The sequence below is a fragment of the Streptomyces sp. NPDC032940 genome (genome assembly GCF_040636935.1).
GTDB lineage: Bacteria > Actinomycetota > Actinomycetes > Streptomycetales > Streptomycetaceae > Streptomyces.
Window position 1 is genome coordinate 25,221 of record NZ_JBEZVJ010000028.1, and the last position, 20,501, is coordinate 45,721.

Annotated in this window: 17 protein-coding genes; 7 read left to right on the forward strand and 10 right to left on the reverse strand. The window is 73.2% G+C overall.

What is annotated here, in order from left to right; translation table 11 throughout:
- Window positions 1–186 precede the first annotated feature (186 nt).
- Entirely contained in the window at window positions 187–2,163 is a 1,977-nt protein-coding gene (locus AB0E77_RS27310; protein WP_361575291.1) for an N-acetylmuramoyl-L-alanine amidase, read from the forward strand.
- Between the two features lie 8 nt (window positions 2,164–2,171).
- On the opposite strand, the gene AB0E77_RS27315 is transcribed toward AB0E77_RS27310, so the two are convergent.
- The 3 genes from AB0E77_RS27315 to AB0E77_RS27325 all read right to left on the reverse strand — a co-directional run bounded on the left by AB0E77_RS27315 (window position 2,172) and on the right by AB0E77_RS27325 (window position 4,077).
- Window positions 2,172–2,669, reverse strand: coding sequence for a hypothetical protein (locus tag AB0E77_RS27315; RefSeq protein WP_361575294.1), 498 nt, complete (start codon window positions 2,667–2,669; stop codon window positions 2,172–2,174).
- Window positions 2,670–2,775: 106 nt separating this feature from the next.
- Window positions 2,776–3,678, reverse strand: coding sequence for a universal stress protein (locus tag AB0E77_RS27320; RefSeq protein WP_361575297.1), 903 nt, complete (start codon window positions 3,676–3,678; stop codon window positions 2,776–2,778).
- Window positions 3,679–3,834: 156 nt separating this feature from the next.
- Window positions 3,835–4,077, reverse strand: a complete 243-nt coding sequence (locus AB0E77_RS27325; protein ID WP_361575300.1) for a DUF397 domain-containing protein — start codon at window positions 4,075–4,077, stop codon at window positions 3,835–3,837.
- A gap of 144 nt (window positions 4,078–4,221) precedes the next feature.
- On the opposite strand from AB0E77_RS27325, the gene AB0E77_RS27330 reads away from it, so the two are divergent.
- Window positions 4,222–4,962, forward strand: coding sequence for a thioredoxin domain-containing protein (locus AB0E77_RS27330; RefSeq protein ID WP_361575303.1), 741 nt, complete (start codon window positions 4,222–4,224; stop codon window positions 4,960–4,962).
- On the opposite strand, the gene AB0E77_RS27335 is transcribed toward AB0E77_RS27330, so the two are convergent.
- Window positions 4,926–6,458 (reverse strand): acyl-CoA synthetase, encoded by a 1,533-nt coding sequence (locus AB0E77_RS27335; RefSeq protein ID WP_361575306.1) that lies wholly within the window; start codon window positions 6,456–6,458, stop codon window positions 4,926–4,928. The two genes, AB0E77_RS27330 and AB0E77_RS27335, sit on opposite strands and share 37 nt — an antisense overlap.
- 140 nt (window positions 6,459–6,598) lie before the next feature.
- Here AB0E77_RS27335 and AB0E77_RS27340 point away from each other — a divergent pair, with 140 nt between their 5' ends.
- Both AB0E77_RS27340 and AB0E77_RS27345 read left to right on the forward strand, forming a co-directional pair.
- Window positions 6,599–9,022: a penicillin acylase family protein gene (locus tag AB0E77_RS27340; RefSeq protein ID WP_361575309.1), complete on the forward strand. Its 2,424-nt coding sequence runs from the start codon at window positions 6,599–6,601 to the stop codon at window positions 9,020–9,022.
- 162 nt (window positions 9,023–9,184) lie between these two features.
- On the forward strand, window positions 9,185–10,960 hold the full coding sequence (locus tag AB0E77_RS27345; protein WP_361575312.1) for a serine hydrolase: 1,776 nt from the start codon (window positions 9,185–9,187) through the stop codon (window positions 10,958–10,960).
- Window positions 10,961–10,980: 20 nt separating this feature from the next.
- Here AB0E77_RS27345 and AB0E77_RS27350 read toward each other — a convergent pair whose 3' ends face one another.
- The 4 genes from AB0E77_RS27350 to AB0E77_RS27365 form a co-directional block, all read right to left on the reverse strand.
- Complete coding sequence (locus AB0E77_RS27350; protein WP_361575315.1) at window positions 10,981–11,172, reverse strand: DUF2795 domain-containing protein; 192 nt, start codon at window positions 11,170–11,172, stop codon at window positions 10,981–10,983.
- Window positions 11,173–11,252: 80 nt separating this feature from the next.
- The gene (locus AB0E77_RS27355) at window positions 11,253–12,821 is read right to left on the reverse strand and encodes an NAD(P)/FAD-dependent oxidoreductase (RefSeq protein ID WP_361575318.1); all 1,569 of its coding nucleotides are present in this window, start codon (window positions 12,819–12,821) and stop codon (window positions 11,253–11,255) included.
- A 43-nt stretch (window positions 12,822–12,864) separates the two neighbouring features.
- Complete coding sequence (locus AB0E77_RS27360; protein ID WP_361575321.1) at window positions 12,865–15,015, reverse strand: tetratricopeptide repeat protein; 2,151 nt, start codon at window positions 15,013–15,015, stop codon at window positions 12,865–12,867.
- Between the two features lie 367 nt (window positions 15,016–15,382).
- Window positions 15,383–15,757, reverse strand: a complete 375-nt coding sequence (locus AB0E77_RS27365; protein ID WP_361575324.1) for a four-helix bundle copper-binding protein — start codon at window positions 15,755–15,757, stop codon at window positions 15,383–15,385.
- A 140-nt stretch (window positions 15,758–15,897) separates the two neighbouring features.
- On the opposite strand from AB0E77_RS27365, the gene AB0E77_RS27370 reads away from it, so the two are divergent.
- The 3 genes from AB0E77_RS27370 (at window position 15,898) to AB0E77_RS27380 (ending at window position 18,419) form a co-directional block, all read left to right on the forward strand.
- Window positions 15,898–16,302 (forward strand): ChaB family protein, encoded by a 405-nt coding sequence (locus tag AB0E77_RS27370; protein WP_361575327.1) that lies wholly within the window; start codon window positions 15,898–15,900, stop codon window positions 16,300–16,302.
- A gap of 37 nt (window positions 16,303–16,339) precedes the next feature.
- Window positions 16,340–16,699, forward strand: a complete 360-nt coding sequence (locus AB0E77_RS27375) for a DUF6479 family protein (protein WP_361575330.1) — start codon at window positions 16,340–16,342, stop codon at window positions 16,697–16,699.
- A 91-nt stretch (window positions 16,700–16,790) separates the two neighbouring features.
- On the forward strand, window positions 16,791–18,419 hold the full coding sequence (locus tag AB0E77_RS27380; RefSeq protein ID WP_361575333.1) for a ubiquinol-cytochrome c reductase cytochrome b subunit: 1,629 nt from the start codon (window positions 16,791–16,793) through the stop codon (window positions 18,417–18,419).
- Here the strand turns inward: AB0E77_RS27380 and AB0E77_RS27385 are convergent.
- Together AB0E77_RS27385 and ctaD are read right to left on the reverse strand one after the other, a co-directional pair.
- Window positions 18,332–18,805 (reverse strand): cytochrome c oxidase subunit 4, encoded by a 474-nt coding sequence (locus AB0E77_RS27385; RefSeq protein ID WP_361575336.1) that lies wholly within the window; start codon window positions 18,803–18,805, stop codon window positions 18,332–18,334. The two genes, AB0E77_RS27380 and AB0E77_RS27385, sit on opposite strands and share 88 nt — an antisense overlap.
- Window positions 18,802–20,478, reverse strand: a complete 1,677-nt coding sequence (gene ctaD / locus AB0E77_RS27390) for a cytochrome c oxidase subunit I (protein WP_361575339.1) — start codon at window positions 20,476–20,478, stop codon at window positions 18,802–18,804. The genes AB0E77_RS27385 and ctaD overlap by 4 nt, the downstream gene beginning before the upstream one ends.
- Between the last annotated feature and the right edge of the window lie 23 nt (window positions 20,479–20,501).

Genomic DNA, 20,501 nt, shown 5'->3' on the forward strand with positions numbered 1-20,501 from the left:
GGTGTACGCCACTGACGCCCCGCAGGCCCGTGAGCCGCCGCCACGAAACTCGCCGGAGCCCTGTTGACGTGGGAAATCGCCACCGTGTCGGCATGATTGACGGATCGTCGGACCGCCGGGTACCACTGACTGACCCACACCCGGTCCCGCACGCCCCGCTACGCCCGACGGTCACAGGAGGCCGCTTTGCGAGGATCCGCCACCGTTCCCGAGCCCGCCCGCGGCGGCAGACGCGTCCGTACGACGGCCGGTGCCCTGGCCGCGGCGGCGCTGCTGCTGCCGCTGCTGGGCGCGGCACCGTCCGCCGCCGGACCGGCCGCGCCGCCCGCCCCCGACGGCCTCCAGCGGGCGTTCGCCGCCGCGGCGGCCGAGTACCAGGTGCCGCAGTCGGTGCTGCTCGGCGTCTCCTATCTCCAGTCCCGCTGGGACACGCACGGCGGTGCCCCGAGCGTGACCGGCGGCTACGGGCCCATGCACCTCACCGACGCACGGACCGCGCTGGCCGGGGCCTCGCACCACGCCGAGGGCGCGGAGGACCCGCGCGGCGACGACGCCCGGGGCCCGCTGCAAGCGCGTGAGGCGGATGTCCCGGCGGGCAGCGAGCTGCCGGCCCGGCTGACCACGCTGCCGAGGGCGGCCGAGCTGACCGGGCTGAGCCCGGCCGCGCTGCGCACCGACCCCGCCGCGAACGTGGAGGGCGGCGCCGCGCTGCTCGCCGCCGCGCAGCGTGAGCTGGGCGAGCCGCTCAGCGAGGACCCCGCGGACTGGTACGGGGCGGTGGCCCGTTTCTCGGGCGCCGACGACTCGGCGACGGCGGCGGCCTACGCCGACGACGTGTACGCGGTGATCCGGGCCGGTGAGCGGCGGACCACGGACGCCGGTCAGCGGGTCACGCTGGCCGCCCGTCCCGGTGTGGCCCCCGACACCGCGCAGCTGGCGCACACCGGCCTGCGCGCCGCGTCGGCCGCCGGTACCGAGTGCCCGGCGTCGGTGTCCTGCGAGTGGGTCCCTGCACCGTACGAGGAGTTCGGGGACGGCGACTACGGCAACCACGACCTGGGGAACCGTCCCGCCTCCCAGCGCATCCGGTACATCGTCGTGCACGACACGGAGGGCACCTGGAACGGTGTCCTGAACATGGTGCAGGACCCGACCTACGTCTCCTGGAACTACACCCTGCGCTCCACCGACGGCCACATCGCCCAGCACGTGAAGGCGAAGGACGTGGCCTGGCACGCGGGCAACTGGTACCTCAACGCCAATTCGGTCGGCCTGGAGCACGAGGGCTTCCTCGCGGACCCGGACGCCTGGTACACGGAGGCGATGTACCGGTCGTCGGCGCGGCTGGTGAAGTACCTGGCACGGACTTACGACATCCCGCTGGACCGGCAGCACATCCTGGGCCACGACAACGTGCCCGGTCCGACCGCCTCGACGGTCCCCGGCATGCACACCGACCCGGGCCCGTACTGGGACTGGCGGCACTACTTCCAGCTGCTGGGCCGGCCGGTCACGCCGACCGCCGGCAAGAAGGCGCAGCTGGTGACGATCCGCCCCGACTACGACACGAACCGCCCCGTGTACACCGGCTGCGAGACCGTCGGCGTGCCCTGCGCGGCGCACGGTTCCAGCGAGGTGCGGCTGTACACCGACCACGACGTGAACGCGCCCCTGGTCAAGGACGTGGGGCTCGGCACCGCCCCGACGACTGGGGTGAACGACCTGTCCTCGCGGGTCTCCACGGGCCAGCAGTTCGCGGTGGCCGGCCGGTGGGGTGACTGGACGGCCATCTGGTACCTGGGCCAGAAGGCCTGGTTCCACGATCCGAAGGAGGACCCCGCCGCGGTACCGGCCTCGGGCCGGCTGATCACCCCGCGCGCCGGTCTGGACAGCGTCCCGGTGTACGGGCGCGCCTACCCGGAGAAGGCCGCCTACCCGGCGGACGTCCCCGCCCAGGCCGTGTCACCGCTGCCGTACACGCTGCCGAAGGGGCAGAGGTACGTGGTGGGCGACGAGGTGCCCGGCGAGTACTACTACGCGGTCACCTTCGACGAGGCGTCGCACCGGGTGGTGCGGGGCCAGGACCGGTACTACGAGATCCAGTACGGTCACCGGATCGCGTACGTGCGCGCCGCGGACGTCACGCTCACGACCGCGCGGTAGCGGCCTGCTCAGCCCTGCTGGAAAAGCTCCGCCGGGAGCGGCTTCAGCAGGGCGTACAGGTCGTCGGTGATGGGGCGGTCCCAGGCGGCGATGGTCACCAGGACGTTGTCGCTGCGGTCGAACTGGACGCAGGCGATCCGGCTCTCGGAGAGCTTGAGGCGGCGCACGATCAGCAGGTTGTCGCCCTGCATGACCGGCACGTCCTCGGTGCCGACGACGGTGATCTCCTCGTCGTTCTCCAGGGCCAGCAGCAGCTGGGCCACCTCGAAGGGGATCTCGCCCTCGGGGACCTCGCGGGCCGGGGAGCCTTCCGGCAGGTTGCCGATGATCATCGCGGGGCCGCGCCCGCCGAACAGGTCGTAGCGCAGGAAGACGCCCTGGCAGGTGCCGTCGGGCGCGGGGAGCAGTCCGGCGCCCAGGTTCCCCGGCCAGTCGCCGGGGTCCATGGCCAGTACGTCGAAGTCGGGCCCGGCGGGCGTGGCGCTGCGGCGGCGGAGGAACGACATGCCGCCATGGTACGTGGCCGGACCCCCTTCCCGGAGTGCGGGCGGGCGTCCGGGGCGCGGGTGCCGGTGCGGGCCGCGCCCGGTCGCCCCGGGGAGCCGCGCGGGGTCACTCCTCCGGTGGGGCGGGGGGTACGACCGCGACGGGGGAGGCCGCGTGCAGCAGGACGGCGTGGGTGACGGAGCCCATCATGCGGGCGGGGGCCAGCAGGCGCCGGCGGTGGCGGCCGACGACGACGAGTTCGGCGTCCCGGGAGGCGGAGACGAGGTGTCCCGCCGCGTCGCCGGCCACGACGTACGATTCGGCGCTGACGTCGGGGTGGCGTCCCCGGTGGGGGGCGAGCAGGCCGTCGGCCAGGACGCGGGTCTCGCTCTCGACGGAGACCTCGTCGATCACCAGGGGCATCATCTGGCCGGCGGCGGCCCAGGTCTGCACCGGCCAGGGGTAGGCGACGACCACCTGGAGGCGGGCGTCGCGCCGCGCCGCCTCGGCGAAGGCGAAGGACAGCACCGCGTCGTCGGGGCTGTCCACATGGAGGCCGACGACCACGCGCGGGCCGGGCTCGGCCGGCGGCTCGCCGTGCACCTCGCGGCCGGGGCGGGGCACCACGACGACGGGGCACTCGGCGTCGCGGGCGGCGGCCATGCTGTTGGAGCCGAGCAGCAGGCTGGCGAATCCGCCGCGGCCCCGGGAGCCGAGCACCAGGAGCTGGGCTTCGGCTCCCAGCTCCGGCAGCACGGCGCCCGGCACGCCCTCCATGCCGAGGTACTCCGTCACCGGCGCGTCGGTCCGCGCCCGCAGACGGTCGCGGGCCTCCTCGATCACCGGGTCCTGTCCGGTGTCCGGCGGGCCGGCGACCAGGACGTCGCCCTGTGCCCAGGCGGCGTACTGCCGCACGTGCACCACCCGCAGGGGCGCCGCGCGCCCGCGGGCCGCGTCGACGGCCCAGTCCAGGGCGCGCAGGCTGTCCTGCGAACCGTCGACCGCAGCGATGACCGGCAGGGTGCTCATGGGTTCCTCACCTCCGGAAGGACGACCTTCCCCCGTCGTGGCCCAGCCTCGCTCAGGCGTGGCCGCGACGGGGCGCTCACGGTCGCGTGTCCGGAAAAACCGGTGGAACACCCCCGGATCGGCCGGACGGTGCCCGGCGGGTGGGCCTCGCCGGAGTCAGGTGAGGTCGAACTCCCCTTCACGTGCTCCCGACACGAACGCGCCCCACTCCGCCGGGGTGAAGATCAAGGAGGGGCTTTCCGGGCTGCCGCTGTTCCGCATGGCGATGAACCCCTCGACGAAGGCGATCTGGACATCCCCCATTCCTCGGCTGCTGGACTGCCACTGCGCGTTGCTGAGGTCCAGCTCCGGCTTGTCCCAGCCCATGAGCGGGCGCTGGTGGGTGGTGCTCTCGGCCACGTCCGTGCTCCTCCCGGTTTCGTCGTCCGCGGGCCAGCCTAGCGACCGCTTCGGACCGCCGACAGGCCATACGACACGTGCCTTCGGGGAGATCGGTTGGCGGATGATCTATCGTTCGTCTGTTCTCTGGGGAGGGGATGACGCATGGTGCGTAGGGGGCGGTGGGTCGTGCTGTGCGCGGCCACGGTGCTGGCGCTGGCCGGCTGTGGGCAGCAGGCGGCGAAGGCGGCGCCGGACTTCGCCGGGGCGGAGGAACTGCCGGAGAGGCTCGGCGAGGACGGTGTCACCATTCTGGTGGGTGATCCGGACGCGAGCACGAGGGTGCAGCTGTACGAGGATCCGCGCTGCCCCGTCTGCGAGGAGTTCGAGACCGTCGGCGGCTCCGGCCAGTTGCGGGAGGAGATGCTCTCCCGTCGGGTACGTACCGAGTACACCCTGGCGTCCTTCCTGGACGACCGGGTCGGCGGCACCGGGTCGAAGAAGGCGGTCAACGCACTGCGCGCCGCTCTGGAGGAGGGCAAGTTCGTGGAGTACCACGAGGTGCTCTACGCCAACCAGCCGGAGGAGAGCGTCGACGGCTACACCGACGCCTTTCTCCTGGAACTGGCCGGCCAGGTGGAGGGGTTGCGCGGTCCCGAGTTCGACACGGCCGTGAAGACGATGAAGTACCGCTCCTTCGTGACGGCCTCGGAGAAGGCGTACGAGCGGGCCGGCGGACCGGAGAACCCCGGGGGACGCGGGACGCCCACCGCTGCGATCAACGGCAAGCCGATTCCTGCGGATTACAACGGTCTGCTGTTCGACGCCAAGGCCTTCGAGAACCTCCTGCGGGACGTTCACAACGACCCTCAGCAGTGGGCCGAGGTCGATCTCGGGCCGTCCTGAGAGCCGGCGAAGCGGTCTCTCAGTTCCCTCTTCAGGATCTTGCCGCTGGCATTGCGTGGCAGGGCGTCCACGAACAGGACGCGTTTCGGGGCCTTGAACGCGGGCAGCTTCTCGCGGGCGTGGGCGACGAGTTCGTCCTCCGTGACCTCGCCGCGGCGGACGACCACCGCCGTGACGGCCTCGATCCAGCGGTCGTCGGGCAGGCCGACGACGGCGGCCTCGGCGACGGCCTCGTGGGTGTAGAGGGCGTCCTCGACCTGGCGGGAGGCGACCAGGACGCCGCCGGAGTTGATGACGTCCTTCACCCGGTCGACGATGGTGAGGTAGCCGTCGGCGTCCCGGACCGCGAGGTCGCCCGAGTGGAACCAGCCGCCGCGGAAGGCCGCCTCGGTCTCCTCGGGCTTGTCCCAGTAGCCCTCGCACAACTGCGGGGAGCGGTAGACGACTTCGCCCGGGGTGCCGTCGGGCACGTCCTTGCCTTCCTCGTCGACCACGCGCGCGTCGACGAACAGGACGGGCCGCCCGCAGGAGTCCATGCGGCCCTCGTGCTCGTCGGGGCCGAGGACGGTGGCCAGGGGGCCGATCTCGCTCTGGCCGAAGCAGTTGTAGAAGGCGAGGTGCGGCAGGCGTGCGCGCAGCCGCTCCAGGACGGGCACCGGCATGATCGACGCCCCGTAGTAGGCCTTGCGCAGGCCGTCGAGGTCCCGGGTGGCGAAGTCGGCGCGGCTGGCGAGGCCGATCCAGACCGTGGGCGGCGCGAACAGGCTGTCCACGCGGCCGGCTTCGATCAGGTCGAAGAGGCGGTCGCCGTCCGGGGCGTCCAGGATGATGTTCGTCGCGCCGACGGCCAGGCAGGGCAGCAGGAAGACGTGTGTCTGCGCCGAGTGGTAGAGGGGCAGCGCGTGCACGGGGCGGTCACCGGCGCCGAGGTCGAGGGCGGTGATGGCGCTGAGGTACTCGTGCACCAGGGCGCGGTGGGTCATCATCGCGCCCTTGGGCAGCGCGGTGGTGCCCGAGGTGTAGAGCAGCTGCACCAGGTCCTCGCCGTCGGGCTCGGGCCCGTCGTACGCGGGTGCCTTCGCCAGCAGGTCGAGCAGGCTGCCGTCGGCGTCGCGCAGGGGCAGCGTGCGTACGCCGTCGGGGAGGCGGCCGGCGAGGTCCGGGTCGGCGAGGACGAGGGTGCTGCCGGACTGCCCCACGAGGTAGGCGAGGTCGTCGCCGGTGAGGTTCTGGTTGACCGGGACGTGCACGAGGCCCGCGCGGGCGCAGGCGAGGAAGGCGATCAGGTAGGCGTCCGAGTTGTGCCCGTAGGCGCCGACCCGGTCGCCGGGCGCGAGTCCCCGGTCGCGCAGGACGCTCGCCGCGCGGGAGACCGCGGTGTCGAGCTCCTCGTAGGTCCAGGCGCGGTCGCGGTACTCGACCGCGACGCGGGCGGGGGTGCGTCGGGCGCTGCGCCGCAGCACCCCGTCGACCGTGCTGCGGTGTCCGGGCGTCATGACCTGATCCTCGGCCGGTGCGGGGGGCGGGTCAAGACGTGTGCGGGCGGCGCCCCGGCTCGGACTGTCATGCCACTGACACGTGCACATACCGACTGGTACGCTCAGCCGCCCCTTCCCCAAAGACGTCGGGAGGCACCATGCGCATCCGCCGGAGACGACTCGTCGTCGCGGCCGTCGCCCTGCTCACCGCGGCGATCACCCTGCCCGCGGCGGCCTCGGACGGCCCCTCGGGCGGCCGGGCCGAACGGCCGTCCCGCGGTGGTCTGTCCGCCGTGGTCCGCTACACCGAGTACGGCATTCCGCACATCGTCGCGAAGGACTACGCGAACCTCGGCTTCGGCACCGGCTGGGCGCAGGCCGCCGACCAGATCTGCGTCCTGGCCGACGGCTTCGTGACCGTGCGCGGCGAACGCTCCCGCTGGTTCGGACCGGACGCGGCGCCCGACCTGTCCCTGTCCTCCGCCGCCACGAACCTCTCCAGCGACCTGTACTTCGCGGGCGTGCGCCGTGCGGGCACCGTGGAGCGGCTGCTCGCCGAGCCGGCGCCCCGGGGCCCGAGCCGGGACGCCGAGGAGCTGATGCGGGGCTTCGCCGCGGGCTACAACGCCTGGCTGGCCCAGAACCGGATCACCGACCCGGCGTGCCGGGACGCCGCCTGGGTGCGGCCGGTGACCGCGCTGGACGTGGCCGCGCGCGGCTTCGCCCTCTCCGTGCTCGGCGGACAGGGACGGGCGGTGGACGGCATCACCGCGGCCCAGCCGCCGAGTTCGGCGTCCGGGACCGGCACCGCGCAGGGACCCGGCGCCGAGGCGACCGCCCGCGCCGCCCGGGAGCTGTTCGCCGCCGACGACGCGGACATGGGCTCCAACGCGGTCGCCTTCAGCGGCCGCACCACGGCGAACGGCCGCGGGCTGCTGCTCGGCAACCCGCACTACCCCTGGCAGGGCGGGCGCCGCTTCTGGCAGTCCCAGCAGACGATCCCCGGGCGGCTGAACGTCGCGGGCGGCTCGCTGCTCGGCTCGGCGACCGTGTCCATCGGCCACAACGCGCACGTCGCCTGGAGCCACACCGTCGCCACCGGCGTCACCCTCAATCTGCACCAGCTGACGCTGGACCCGGCCGACCCGACGGCCTACGTGGTCGACGGCAGGCGCGAGCGGATGACGAAGCGGTCCGTCACCGTCGCCGTGAAGAACGGCGCACCGGTCACGAGGTCCCAGTGGTGGACCCGGTACGGCCCGGTGGTGACCTCGCTCGGCGCCTCGCTGCCGCTGCCGTGGACGGCGACGACCGCGTACGCGCTGAACGATCCGAACGCCGCCAACCTGCGCGCCTCCGACACCGCCCTCGGCTTCAGCCGGGCCCGCGGCACGGACGACGTCCTGGCCTCCCTGCGCCGCACGCAGGGCCTGCCGTGGGTGAACACCATCGCCGCCGACTCTCGCGGCCACACCCTGTTCACCCAGTCCCAGGTGCTCCCCCGCATCACCGACGAGCTGGCCGGGCGCTGCTCCACGCCGCTCGGCCGGGTGACGTACCCGTCCTCGGGGCTGGCGGTGCTGGACGGCTCGCGCGGGAACTGCGCGCCCGGAGCGGACCGGGACGCTGTCCAGCCGGGGATCTTCGGTCCGTCGAGCATGCCCGTGCTGAAGGACGCGCCGTACGCGGAGAATTCCAACGACAGCGCCTGGCTGGCCAACGCGGACCGGCCGCTGACCGGGTACGAGCGGGTCTTCGGCACGGTCGGCACCCAGCGGTCGATGCGCACGCGCGGCGCGGTCGAGGACGTGGCGGCGATGGCGGACCGGGGCGGGCTGACCGTACGGGACCTGCAGCGGCAGCAGTTCGCCGACCGGGTGCCCGCAGGGGACCTGGTCGCGGCCGACGCGGCGAAGGCCTGCGCCACGCTGCCCGGCTCCACCGCGACCGGCGGCGACGGCCGGTCCGTGGACGTGCGCGAGGCCTGCGGCGTCCTCGCCGGGTGGGACCGCACCATGGACACCGGCAGCCGGGGTGCGCTGCTCTTCGACCGCTTCTGGCGGGCGCTCGCCAAGGCCGTGCCGGCCGGTGAGCTGTGGAAGGTGCCGTTCTCGCCCGCGGACCCGGTCCGCACCCCGAACACGCTGAACACCTCGGCGCCCGGTTTCGCCACCGCCCTCGCGGACGCGGTCGGCGAGCTGCGTGCCGCGGGTATCCCGCTCGACGCGCCGCTCGGGGAGCACCAGTCCGTCGTCCGCGACGGCGTCCGCATCCCCGTCGGCGGCGGCACCGAGTCCCTCGGCGTGTGGAACAAGGTCGAGCCCGTCTGGGACCCGGCGCACGGCGGCTACACCGAGGTGACCACCGGCTCCAGCTACATCCAGGCCGTCGGCTGGGACGGCGGCCCGTGCCCGGTGGCCCGTACGCTTCTGACCTACTCCCAGTCCTCCGAACCGGGCTCGCCGCACCACGCGGACCAGACCCGGCTGTTCTCCCGCGAGAAGTGGGTGACGTCGCGCTTCTGCGAGCGGGACGTGCTGGCCTCGCCGGCGCTGCGGATCGTCCGGGTGCGCGAGCGCTGAGCGGCACCCCCGCCCCGAGGCCCGTCCGGTGAGCCACCGGGCGGGCCGCGGCCCGTGGGTCCCGCCCGCCCCATTGACACGACCCGCCGCTGACAGGAAAGTTTCACTCCGCACGGTGATCCGGGAAAGATACTTTCAGCTTCGGCGGCGGGAGGCTCTTCGATGACCGGTCAGGGCACGAGCGGATACACACGGCGGCAGTTGGGCGCCGGCGCCCTGGCGCTGGGCGGGGCGCTGGCGATCGCCCCCTTCGCGGCCGGACCCGCCGAGGCCGCCGCGGACAAGGCCGCCCGCCCGACCCTCCGGCGCGGCTCGGCGGAGCGGGCCGGTCTGCTCCGCGGCCATCTGCGGCAACTGGTCAGCGACGCCGAGGCGTTCCTCGGCCCCTCCCCCGCCCATCCGTGGTACGCGGGAGCCGTGCTGCTCGCCGGGCGCGGCGGCACGGTGGCACTGCACGAGCCGATCGGCATGGCGGTGCGCTACCGGGCGTACGACGAGAAGACCGACACCGGGGTCGAGTTCCCGGCCGGGCAGCAGATCCCGATGGCCGAGGACACGGTGTTCGACCTGGCGTCGATCTCCAAGCTGTTCACCTCGCTGCTCGCAGTGCAGCAGATGGAACGGGGCGCGCTGGAGCTGGAGGCGCCGGTCGCCTCGTACCTGCCGGACTTCGGGCGCGCGGGCAAGCAGGCGGTGACGATCCGCCAGCTGCTGACGCACACCTCCGGGTTCCGGGCCTGGATCCCGCTGTACAGCGCGCCGACGTACGAGGAGAAGGTCCGGCTCGTCCACGACGAGGCGCCGGTCAGCACGCCCGGTACCGCATACCTCTACTCGGACCTGAACATGATCTCGCTCCAGCTGGTGCTGGAGAAGGTCACGGGCCGCACCCTGGACGTCCTGCTGCGCGAGAACATCACCGCCCCGCTGGGCCTGCGCCGCACCCGCTACAACCCGCCGGCCTCCTGGCGGCCGAAGATCGCGGCCACGGAGGACGCCCGCAAGCCCTGGTCGGGGCTGGACCGGGGGCTGGTGTGGGGCGAGGTGCACGACGAGAACGCGTTCAGTCTCGGCGGCGTCGCCGGCCACGCGGGAGTGTTCTCCTGCGCGTGGGACCTGGCGGTGCTCGGCCGTACGCTGCTCAACGGAGGCTCCTACGGACGGGCGCGCATCCTGCGGCCGGAGTCGGTGGAGCTGATGTTCACCGACTTCAACACCTCCTTCCCCGGCGACGAGCACGGCCTCGGCTTCGAGCTCTACCAGCACTGGTACATGGGCGCGATGGCGACGCCGCGCACCGCCGGGCACACCGGCTTCACGGGCACCTCGCTGGTGCTCGACCCGACGACCGACTCGTTCCTCGTGGTGCTGGGCAACTCGGTGCACCCGGTGCGCAACTGGCGCTCGGGGTCGGCGCCCCGGGTGGCTGCCGGCACCCACATGGCCCGTGCGGTGCCCGTCCGTCCGGCGCACGGACGCACCGCCTGGTTCTCGGGGACGGCGAGTGCGGCTTCGGCGACCCTCACCCTGCCGGCGCTGGACACGTCCACCGGGGGCGGGCGGCTGGAGGGCTCACTGTGGTGGGACACCGAGCCGGGGGCGGACGCGCTCGTCCTGGAGTCCACCACGGACGGCGGCACCACCTGGCTGCCGGTCCCCTTCACGACCACGCGCCGCGGCGAGGGGCCCGAGGCGCATCCGGCGGGCTCGGTGAGCGGCTGGTCGGGCCGCGTGTGGCACCGCCTGGCGGCGGAACTCCCGGCCGTCCGGGGGCTCGTGCTGCGCTGGCGCTACACGACCGACCGGTTGTACGTGGGCCGCGGCGCGTACGTCGACGGCCTGCGCGTGAGGACGGCCGACCGCGTCCTGTTCGACGACGCCCGCCCGGCGGACGCGGCGCGGATCGAAGCGGTGGGCTGGACGCCGTCGGCCGACTAGGACAGCCCGCGGGCGGGCCGCTATCCGTGGAACACGGCCTTCTGCACCTCGTTCGGCCCGTCGAAGCTGTTCTCCTTCAGGCCGTCGAGCCGGCTCACGACCTTGTCGTCCGCCTTGTTCCTGCGGGCACAGTCGACGAGGGCCTTCTTGTCCGCCGGGTAGTCCATCCCGCTGAGGGCCTTCTGCAGGTCGATGGGGCTGAGGTCCGCCATGTCGGGCTCCTTGTCGTACCGGATACGCGGGCGAAATGTCCGCCATGTCGCGGTACCCAGCCCTGCGGGGCGCATGCCGGTCAGCCTCCCGTCCGCTCCAGCACCGCCATCGCGGCGTTGTGTCCCGGGACTCCGCTCACGCCCCCGCCCCGCACCGCGCCCGCGCCGCACAGCAGCACGTTCGGCCGGGCCGTCTCCACGCCCCAGCGGCCGGTGCCGACCGCCGCGTGGGGCCAGGACAGTTCGCGGTGGAAGATGTTGCCGCCGGGCAGCCGCAGGTCGTGGTCCAGGTCCTGCGGCGACCTGGCCTCGATGCAGGGCCGCCCTTCGGCGTCGGTGGCCAGGCAGTCACCGAGGGGTTCGGCCAGGTGGGCGTCGAGCTGGGCGAGCGCCGACTCGAGCAGCTCCTCGCGGACGGCGTCGTTGTCCCGGGCGAAGAGGCGGGCGGGGGTGTGGAGCCCGAAGAGGGTGAGGGTGTGCATGCCCCCTTCGGCGAGCTCGGGGGCGAGGATCGTGGGGTCGGTCAGCGAGTGGCAGTAGATCTCGGAGGGCGGGGCCTCGGGCAGCTCCCCGGCGGCCGCCCGGGCGTAGGCGGTGGCGAGCTGCTCGTAGCCCTCAGCGATGTGGAAGGTCCCCGCGAAGGCCTCGCTCGGGTCGACCGCGGGGTCGCGCAGCGCCGGCAGACGCTTGAGTAGCATGTTGACCTTGAGCTGGGCGCCCTCGGCGGGCGGCGGCGGTGCCTGTCCGGTCAGGGCCGCCAGCTCCCGCGGGGAGGCGTTCACCAGGACGTGACGCGCGGCGGCGACGCCCTCGCCGTCGGCCGACCGGTAGGTGACCTCGGCCGCCTTGCCGTCCGTGTCGACGCGCACCGCCTCGTGTCCGGTGGCGAGCACGGCGCCCGCGGCGCGGGCCGCGTCGGCCAGCGCGTCGGTGAGGGCGCCCATGCCGCCGACCGGCACGTCCCAGGCGCCGGTGCCGCCGCCGATCACGTGGTAGAGGAAGCAGCGGTTCTGGCTCAGGCCGGGGTCGTGGGCGTCGGCGAAGGTGCCGATCAGCGCGTCGGTGAGGGCCACGCCCCGCACCAGGTCGTCCGCGAAGTGCTCCTCGATCGCCACGCCGATGGGCTCCTCGAACAGGGCCCGCCAGGCGTCCTCGTCGTCGACCCGGCGGCGCAGCTCGTCCCGCGTGGGCAGCGGCTCGGTGAGGGTCGGGAAGACCCGCTGGGCGACGTGACCGGTCATGCCGTAGAACCGCTGCCAGGACGCGTACTCCCGCTCCGAGCCGGTGAGCGCGGCGAACGACTCCCGGGTGCGCCGCTCGCCCCCGCCGACGAGCAGCCCGGTGGGCCGCCCGTCCCGGTGGACGGGCGTGTACGAGGAGACGGTGCGGCCGCGGACCCGGAAGTCGAGCCCGAGGTCCCGCACGATCTTCCGGGGCAGCAGGCTGACCAGGTAGGAGTACCGGGACAGCCGCGCGTCGACCCCGGCGAACGGCCGTGCGGACACGGCGGCGCCCCCGGTGTGGCCGAGCCGCTCCAGCACGAGCACGGTGCGCCCGGCGCGGGCCAGATAGGCGGCGGCGACGAGTCCATTGTGGCCGCCGCCGACGATGACGACGTCGTAGGTACGGGAGGTGCGGGGTGCGCTCATGGCTCTTGGTAGCACGAGGTGATCCCGGGCGGCCAGGGGTGGATCAACGGGCTCCGGCCCGGCGGCGCACCGCCGCCCTGCGGTACAGCTCCGCCGCCTCCGGCCCCCGGCCGAGCCGGCGCAGGCAGTGCGCCTCGTCGTCGCGGCTCGCGAGGGTGTCGGGGTGGTCGGGTCCGAGGACGCGCTCGCGGGCGGCGGCGACCGCGCTGTACTCGGTCAGCGCGGCGGACCAGCGGCCCAGCCAGCCCAGGCCCACGGCGACCTCGCGGCGGCTGACCAGGGTGTCGGGGTGCTCGGGGCCGAGGACGCGGGCGCGGATCGCGCAGACCTCGCGTGCCGTGGTGAGCGCCTCCTGCCAGCGGCCGAGGCGTCCGAGGTTGACGCCGAGGCCGTGCCGGGCGCGCAGGGTCTCGGGGTGGTCGGGGCCCTGGACGCGGGTGCGGTCGTCGATGAGCGCCGCGTACAGCGCCAGCGCCTCGGCGCTGTGTCCGAGGCGGCCCAGGCAGATGCCGGACTCGTAACGGGCGGCGAGGGTGTCGGGGTGGTCCGGGCCGAGCGCCCGGGCGCGTGCGCCGCCGACCTCCCGGTAGGTCTCGAGGGCTTCTCGCCAGCGGCCGAGCCGGCCGAGCGCGTAGGCCACCTCGTAGCGGGTGACCAGGGTGTCGGGGTGCTCGGCGCCGAGGACGCGGGCGCGGACCTCGGCGACCTCGCAGGCCATGCGGTGGGCTTCCTCGGGGCGGCCGAGCCGGCCGAGGTTGAAGGCGAGGTTGTGCCGGCAGCGCAGGGTGTCGGGATGGTCGGCGCCCATGGTGCGTTCCCGGGCCGCGAGGACGGCCGTGTAGACCTGGTGGGCGTCGGCGTACCGGCCCAGCCTGCCCAGGACGTACGCCATCTCCTGGCGGGCGGCGAGCGTGTCGGCGTGGTCGGCGCCCAGGGTCCGGATCCGGGCCTCGGCGACGCGTTTGTACGCGCGCAGCGCGTCGGCGGCGCGGCCGGTGCGGGTCAGGGTGAAGGCGATCTCGTGGCGACTGGCGAGCGTGTCCGGGTGGTCGGGGCCGAGCAGCCGCTCGCGTTCGCCGGCCACGGCCCGGTGCAGTTCGGCCGCCTGGGTCCAGCGGCCGAGCCGGCCGAGGCCCAGGGCCGCGTCGTGCCGCGCGGCCAGCACGGTCAGGACCTCCGGCGCGGGGCCGGTCCCGTCGCCGGGCGCGGGGGCGGCCGTCTCGTCGCCGCCGGCCGTGCCCCGGGTCCAGGAGGGCGGGGCCGTCCCGCCCCCGACCGGCTCCGGTGTGCGCAGGGCCGGGCGGGGCGTCGGCACGGCCGGCGCGTACACCGGCGCCGCGCGGTCCGCGCGGTCCTCGATGAGCCGGCGGCCCACTTCCCGGGCGTCCTGGGGCCGCTGCTCCGGCCGTTTGGCCAGCAGGTCCAGGATGATCCGCTCCAGGTGGCCGGGCAGGTCGCGCCGGTGGCTGCGCGGCGGCTCGGGCTCGGTGTCGCGGTGGCCGAGGAGGACGGCCCAGGCGTCGTCGAGGTCGAACGGCGGGACGCCGGTGGCGATCTCGTAGAGCACGCAGCCCAGCGAGTACAGGTCGCTGCGCCGGTCGACCTCGTCGCCGCCGATCTGCTCGGGCGACATGTAGTGCGGCGTGCCCATGGCGACGCCGGTGCCGGTGAGACGGGCCGTGAACCCGACGTCGTGGCCGAGCCGGGCGATGCCGAAGTCGCAGATCTTCACGGTGCCGTCGGCCAGACGCACGATGTTCGCCGGCTTCAGATCGCGGTGCACGATGCCCTGTTCGTGCGTGTAGGCGAGCGCGGAGGCGACCTGTCCGGCGATGTCCAGGACGTCGGCGACCGGCAGCGGATGGTGTCGGTTGTCCTCCAGCAGCCGGCTGAGGTCGCGGCCCTCCAGCAGCTCCATGACGAGGAAGAGCACGCCGTCGTCCTCGCCGAAGTCGTGCACGACCGTCACCCCGCGGTGCTGGAGCGCGGCGGCCACCCGGGCCTCGCGCCGGAACCGCTCCCGCAGCACGCGGGTGAAGGACTGGTCGGCCTGCGTGCCCAGTGGCTTGAGGCACTTCACCGCGACGTGCCGCCCCAGCGACTCGTCCCGTGCCCGCCACACCTCGCCCATGCCGCCGCGCCCGATCCGCTCGAGCAACCGGTACCGGCCCTGGATCAGCGTGCTGTCCCCCATCGCTGTTCCGCCCCCGTGGTTCAGTCCGCCCCGCCCTCCCCTGGCCGGTCCAGTATGGCGGCTTATCGTCCGGGTTTGTACGGTGCCGGGCTCCCGCCCGGACGGGGCGGCCGGAGGGTGTTTGGGAGCGGGCGCGGGCCGCGGACGTGCGGGGATCCGGGCGGCCCGCCGTCCGGATCACGCGGGAAGCGGCCTGCGGCGGCCGGTGCGGGGGCCGGTCTGCCGTAGCGTCAGTGGCCGTACGGGCGCAGGAACGGGTACGCCGGATGCGGCAGGCCGTGCCCCGTCAGGGTGCGTGCGGCGGCCCGGGCGGCGCACCGCCGGCCGGGCCGCCGAGACGCCCGGGGCACCGCGCCGCCGGCGCGGCTCAGCGCAGCGTGGCCAGGAACTCTCCGCAGGCCCGGGCGCAGGCGCGGCACGCCTCGGCGCTGTCCTCGGCGCCCGGCTGCTTGTCGAAGACGTGCGCGCCCTCCAGGCACACCTGCCTGCACCACTCCAGCTGGACGCGGATCGCGTTCTCGTCCACCTGGTTCTGCTCGGACAGCACACGGCAGGTCGCGTCGCACACCTCCGCGCACATGATGCCCTTGCGCCGCGCGAGCTCCTGGTGCTCGGACCCGTCGGGGTCCACCAGACTCGCCCGCAGCGCGCACGCCCGGGCGCACTCGGCGCAGGCCTGAGCGCAGGCGAACCGGTCCTCCAGGAAGCGGAACAGCTCCTGCTGGGAAGTCGTCGATGTCACACCGCGCGGGTTGCCGCCGTGGTCGTCGCCAAACCCTCCGAGGCCCGTGGTCCCAAGGGCCGCGGCCGGTTTCCACCGGGGCGCCGCCGGGCACCCGGCGACGCGTCGCGAGAGGAACCGACGACGCGGAGGTGCACGACATGCCGGGACGACAGGAACTGCCGTCGACCCTGGAACGGTCCCCCGAGGAAGCCCAGCGCACCTGGATCAAGGCCCATGACTCGGCCGTCGAGGAGTACGGCGAGGGCGAGCGCGCCCACCGGGTGGCCTACGGGGCGCTGAAACACAAGTACGAGAAGGTCGGCGACCACTGGGAACGCAAGGAGGGCGGCCGCAAGGGCCCCTCCGACCCGCAGTCGGGACGGCCCCGGCAGCAGGGCGGGCGCAGCGGCGAGGGCGTCGACGAGAAGGCGTCGAAGGAGCACCTCTACGGCGTCGCCCAGCGGCTGGACGTGGCGGGGCGGTCACGGATGTCCAAGTCGGAGCTGCTCGACGCGATCCGCAAGGCCAACCGTTCGCGGACCCGAGCGGCACGGACGGAGTGAGCCGGTTGGCCGGGTCCGCGGCGGGTACCCGCGCTCCATGACTAGCGCAAGCATGGACATGGCAGCGGGCTCCGGCGCCGCCGGCGTCTGGCTGGTGGTGGCGGCCGTCGTGGTGGTGGCGGTGCTGATCGGCGCCTTCGTCTTCGGCAGCCGCATGAAGCGCAAGGAGCCGCCGCCGCCCCTGCCCGAGGAGCAGCCGCATCTGCCGGACGGCGGACCGGTCCGTGAGGTCCGGGAGAACCGGGAGCCGGAGGAGATGCCGAGGAGCGACGGCCGTACGCTGCCGCACGAGCTCCGGCACCAGGGCAGCCGCACCGCGTCCGGCCAGGACCGTCCGCGCTGGGGCGAGGGCAGCAGCGGTTCGTTCGGCGGTGGCGGCCCGGGCGGCGCGCGCTGACCCGTCCGGCCCGCCCCGCGAGGGGGGCCGGGCGTGACCCGGTGGTGGCACGGAGTAGTTTCCGGCACGGGCGCGGGGGAACCCATGCGCCGTGCTGTCGAAGAGGAGAAGGGCCCGCGCCGGCGCGCGGGCCCGTCACACGGCCGAATCCACCGCCGACTGGGCCGACGGGCGATTGCCCGTGTCCGAGAGCGGGGGACTGCTGCGCAAGGCCTTCCCCGAGCACTGGTCGTTCCTGCTGGGCGAGATCGCCCTGTACAGCTTCGTCGTCCTGCTGCTGACCGGGATCTGGCTGACCCTCTTCTTCCATCCGTCGATGACGGAGGTCGTCTACGACGGATCGTACGAGCCGCTGCTCGGGACGATGGTGACGGAGGCGTACCGCTCCACGCTGGACATCAGTTTCGACGTGCGCGGCGGGCTGCTGATCCGCCAGCTGCACCACTGGGCGGCGCTGGTGTTCCTGTCGGCCATCGGGGTGCATCTGCTGCGGATCTTCTTCACGGGCGCGTTCCGCCGTCCCCGTGAGGTCAACTGGCTGATCGGCGTCACGCTGTTCGTGCTGGCGCTCGCCGAGGGCTTCGCCGGCTACTCGCTCCCCGACGACCTGCTGTCCGGGACGGGGCTGCGCATCGCGCAGGGCATCATGCTGTCCATCCCGGTGGTGGGGACGTACATCAGCATGTTCGTGTTCGGCGGCGAGTATCCCGGCGAGGACTTCATCCCCCGGCTGTACTCGGTGCACATCCTGTTGGTGCCGGGTCTGCTGCTGGCGCTGGTCACCCTCCACCTGGTGCTGGTCTTCTACCTGAAGCACACGCAGTGGGCGGGCCGGGGCCGCACCGGGCGCAACGCCGTGGGCAAGCCGATGTTCCCGCAGTTCGTGACGAACTCGACCGGCCTGTTCTTCATGGTGTCCGGGGTCCTGACGGTGCTCGCGGCGGTGGCGCAGATCAACCCCGTCTGGGCGTACGGCCCTTACCGCACGGACGTCGTCTCGACGGGCTCGCAGCCGGACTGGTACGTGGGCTTCCTGGAGGGTTCGCTGCGCCTGATGCCGCCTTTCGAGACGGCGCTGGCCGGGCACACCGTGATGTGGAACGTGCTGGTCCCGGCGGTGCTGCTGCCGGGAGTGCTGTTCGCCGTGCTGTACGCGTACCCGTTCTTCGAACGGTGGGTGACGGGCGACCACGAGGAGCACCACCTGTGCGACCGGCCCCGGGACAAGCCGGTGCGGACCGGCCTCGGGGTCGCCGGAATCGTCTTCTACGCGGTGCTGCTGCTCGCCGGCGGCAACGACATCATCGCCCACACGTTCGACGTCTCGCTGAACCTGCTGACGTGGGTGTTCCGGATCTCCCTGGTGGTGCTGCCGCCGCTCTCCTTCATGGTGACCAAGCGGGTCTGCCTGGCGCTGCAGGAGTCGGAGCGCGAACGGCTGGCCGAGGGCGAGGAGACGGGCGAGCTGCGGCAGACCCTCGCGGGCGGGTATGCCGAGAGTCATGAGCCCCTCGGCGCCGAGGAGCGGTACGTGCTGCGGGCGCGCAAGGAGCCCGAGCCGCTCGCGCGGACCGCGCCCGGCGAGGAGGCCCCGCACGTCGAGCGGCTGCGGACGACGCTCAGCGAGTGGTACTACGGGGACCGGGCCGACGTCGAGGAGCCGGAACGGGAGCCGTCCGCGTCGGGCTCCCCGGGTTCCCCGGACGAGCTGGGGCGCTGAGCGCCCCGGCCGGCGTACTGGAAGACGAACCCGAAGACCGTGAAGGCGAGCACGCCGAAGCCGATGAGGGCGAGCCACAGGCCGTAGACGACGCCGAGCGCGAGGACGACGGCGCCCAGCGCGATCGTGACCGGCCAGGGGCTGTGCGGCGGGAAGAAGTCCAGCGGGCCCGCGGAGTCGGCGACCTCGGCGTCGTCGCGGTCCTGGGGCCGCGGTCCCCGCTTGCGGTGCTGCACGCGGAAGAAGAAGGCGACGAGCGAGGCCATCAGGAAGGCCACGGTCAGGGCGGCGGTGCCGGCCGGCTCGGCCGACCACCAGCCGTAGAGGACGGCGGTGGCGGCGAAGAAGGCGGCCACACCGGTGAACAGACGGGCTTCGGTCCTCACTGCACGTGCCTCTGGTCCTGTCGGGTGATCTCGGGATGGTGCAGGTCGAACGCCGGGGACTCGGAGCGCACCCGGGGCAGCGACGTGAAGTTGTGGCGCGGGGGCGGGCAGGAGGTGGCCCATTCGAGGGAGCGGCCGTAGCCCCAGGGGTCGTCATGCTCCACCCGGGTGCCGTACTGGTGGGTGCGCCAGACGTTGTAGAGGAACGGCAGGGTGGACAGGCCCAGCAGGAAGGCGCCGACGGAACTGATGGTGTTGAGGGCGGTGAAGCCGTCCGCGGCCAGATAGTCGGCGTAGCGGCGCGGCATGCCCTGCTCACCGAGCCAGTGCTGGACGAGGAACGTGGTCTGGAAGCCGACGAAGAGCGTCCAGAAGTGGATCTTCCCGAGGCGTTCGTCGAGGAGCTTGCCGGTGAACTTGGGCCACCAGAAGTAGAAGCCGGCGAACATCGCGAAGACGACCGTGCCGAACAGCACGTAGTGCAGATGGGCGACGATGAAGTACGAGTCCGTCAGGTGGAAGTCCAGGGGCGGTGAGGCGATGAGGACGCCGCTCATGCCGCCGAGCAGGAAGGTCACGAGGAAGCCGGCCGACCACAGCATGGGGGTCTCGAAGGACAGTGAACCGCGGATCATCGTGCCGATCCAGTTGAAGAACTTCACGCCGGTGGGCACCGCGATGAGGAACGACATCACCGAGAAGAACGGCAGCAGCACGGCCCCGGTGGCGAACATGTGGTGGGCCCACACCACCGCGGAGAGCATGGTGATGGCGATGGTGGCGCCGATCAGCGTGACGTAGCCGAAGATCGGCTTGCGGCTGAACACCGGGATGATCTCGGAGACGATGCCGAAGAACGGCAGCGCGACGATGTACACCTCGGGATGCCCGAAGAACCAGAACAGGTGCTGCCACAGCAACGCCCCGCCGCTCGCGGCGTCGTAGATGTGCGCGCCGAACTTGCGGTCGGCCTCCAGCGCGAACAGGGCCGCGGTGAGCACCGGGAAGGCCGGCAGCACCAGGATCGACGTGAACAGCACGTTCCAGGTGAAGATCGGCATCCGGAACATGGTCATGCCGGGGGCGCGCAGACACACGATGGTGGTGATGAAGTTGACCGCGCTGAGCGTGGTCGACACACCGCTCACCACCAGGCCCATGGTCCACAGGTCACCGCCCGGTCCGGGGCTGAACGTGGCGCTGGTCAGCGGCGAGTAGGCGAACCAGCCGAAGGAGGCCGCTCCGTTCGGGGTGAGGAAGCCGGACACCACCATCAGGCCGCCGAACAGGTACAGCCAGTAGGACAGGGCGTTGAGCCGGGGGAACGCCATGTCCGGGGCGCCGATCTGCAGCGGCATGACCGCATTGGTGAACCCGGCGAACAGCGGGGTCGCGAACAGCAGCATCATGACGGTGCCGTGCACGGTGAACAGCTGGTTGTACTGCTCGGCGGAGAACAGCTGCAGCCCCGGGCGGGCGAGTTCACTGCGCATCAGCATGGCGAGCACGCCGCCGAAGAGGAAGAAGCAGAACGACGTCGTCATGTACAGGTTTCCGATCACCTTGTGATCGGTCGTCTTCGCCCACCGCGCCAGCGCACGCCCGAGTGTGCGGTCGGTCCGCTGCCGCGCGGGCGTCCGGCGCGGCGGCTCGGTCTTTCGGTCCACCGCCATGCGGCGGAGGGTACCCAGGGCCC

Coding starts and splice junctions, on each gene's coding strand:
- AB0E77_RS27315 (WP_361575294.1), bottom strand. CDS start 2,669: ATGTCGTTCCTCCGCCGCCGCAGCGCCACGCCCGCCGGGCCCGACTTC.
- AB0E77_RS27320 (WP_361575297.1), bottom strand. CDS start 3,678: ATGAGCACCCTGCCGGTCATCGCTGCGGTCGACGGTTCGCAGGACAGC.
- AB0E77_RS27330 (WP_361575303.1), top strand. CDS start 4,222: ATGGTGCGTAGGGGGCGGTGGGTCGTGCTGTGCGCGGCCACGGTGCTG.
- AB0E77_RS27335 (WP_361575306.1), bottom strand. CDS start 6,458: ATGACGCCCGGACACCGCAGCACGGTCGACGGGGTGCTGCGGCGCAGC.
- AB0E77_RS27340 (WP_361575309.1), top strand. CDS start 6,599: ATGCGCATCCGCCGGAGACGACTCGTCGTCGCGGCCGTCGCCCTGCTC.
- AB0E77_RS27345 (WP_361575312.1), top strand. CDS start 9,185: ATGACCGGTCAGGGCACGAGCGGATACACACGGCGGCAGTTGGGCGCC.
- AB0E77_RS27350 (WP_361575315.1), bottom strand. CDS start 11,172: ATGGCGGACCTCAGCCCCATCGACCTGCAGAAGGCCCTCAGCGGGATG.
- AB0E77_RS27355 (WP_361575318.1), bottom strand. CDS start 12,821: ATGAGCGCACCCCGCACCTCCCGTACCTACGACGTCGTCATCGTCGGC.
- AB0E77_RS27360 (WP_361575321.1), bottom strand. CDS start 15,015: ATGGGGGACAGCACGCTGATCCAGGGCCGGTACCGGTTGCTCGAGCGG.
- AB0E77_RS27370 (WP_361575327.1), top strand. CDS start 15,898: ATGCCGGGACGACAGGAACTGCCGTCGACCCTGGAACGGTCCCCCGAG.
- AB0E77_RS27375 (WP_361575330.1), top strand. CDS start 16,340: ATGACTAGCGCAAGCATGGACATGGCAGCGGGCTCCGGCGCCGCCGGC.
- ctaD (WP_361575339.1), bottom strand. CDS start 20,478: ATGGCGGTGGACCGAAAGACCGAGCCGCCGCGCCGGACGCCCGCGCGG.